Source organism: Acidiphilium sp. 34-64-41 (assembly GCF_002282635.1).
GTDB lineage: Bacteria > Pseudomonadota > Alphaproteobacteria > Acetobacterales > Acetobacteraceae > Acidiphilium > Acidiphilium rubrum.
The window spans coordinates 1-1,227 of the sequence record NZ_NCJX01000174.1 but is presented as its reverse complement, the minus strand read 5'-3'; the positions used below and the strand labels follow the sequence as shown (position 1 = coordinate 1,227).

General features: G+C 60.2%; 1 protein-coding gene and 1 pseudogene. Both read left to right on the top strand.

Annotated features, from left to right (window positions below; translation table 11 throughout):
• Positions 1-619: DEAD/DEAH box helicase (locus B7X49_RS18695; RefSeq protein ID WP_286840647.1), on the top strand; the 619-nt coding region annotated here is incomplete at its 5' end.
• Positions 620-981: 362 nt separating this feature from the next.
• Positions 982-1,227, top strand: a pseudogene (locus B7X49_RS18690) (hypothetical protein); the annotation flags it as partial.

The following is a 1,227-nucleotide window of genomic DNA, read 5'->3' as shown; positions in this document are numbered from 1 at the left end:
CTTGGACACCCAAGCCGGCAAGCGCAAAATCCATATCCTGGCCGAGATCACCAGACTGCGGCGAGCCTGCTGCAATCCCGCCTTGATCGATCCGAGCGCAGGCGTGCCAAGTAGCAAGTTGGAAACCTTCCTCGGGCTGGTCTCGGAGTTGATCCGCAACCGGCATCGGGCTCTGGTGTTCAGCCAGTTCGTCGGTCATCTGGCCTTGATCCGTACCGCCCTCGATGAGCGCGGGATCGCCTATGAATACCTCGATGGCAGCACGCCATCCGCGGATCGCGAGCGGCGGGTCGCCGCGTTTCAGGCGGGGACATCGGACCTGTTCCTGATCAGCTTGCGGGCCGGTGGCACCGGGCTGAACCTGACGGCTGCGGATTATGTCGTGCATCTCGATCCGTGGTGGAATCCTGCGGTCGAGGATCAGGCGTCGGACCGCGCCCATCGCATCGGCCAGGAGCGGCCGGTCACGATCTACCGCCTGATCATGGAGGGTAGCATTGAAGAGCGCATCCTCGCCCTCCATCGGGACAAGCGCGATCTCGCGTCGGAACTGCTCGAAGGCGGCGAAGTCGCTGCCCGACTGACCGAGGACGAATTGATCGATCTGATCCGGGTGTAGCAAGCGATGGGCAGTCCGGGAGTTCGCGAGGTCCGTCATATCGGGCGTCTGATGTCGCAACAATGATTCTCGATGATCCGGGCTGAACCGCTATCGCCGGCTTGGCCGTGGATATCGGCATAGCCTGGCCAAGCGGAAGTACCAACTGTCGCGGATCGTGATGCTGATGGAAATCTCGCGCGATGGCACTGGGTCAGGGCTATCATAAACGTCTACCACCGACATCTATTTTTATGGACTTGGCAGATACGCGCCGTTTACGAGCGGATCGCCTCCGTCGCCAACAATAGGTGATTTGATCTAGATCAATGACACCTATCCGTCCTCCGGCGCATATTTCCTTGTAGCCGGGGACCACTAAAATGAAATTCAGACCGACAACCAACCGAACCACAGCGGCCGCACTCGGTCTGGGACTGCTTGCTTTGGCGCCGACGACAGCGCAGGCGATCCCCGCGTTCGCCGCACAGACGGGTGAGGAATGTTCCGCCTGTCACATCGGGTTTCCTCAACTCACCGCCTATGGCCGCGAATTCAAGCTCGAAGGGTATGTTGCGGGCGGCACGTTTCCGACCTGGAAAAACTTCGCGCTGATGTCGCAGATCGGG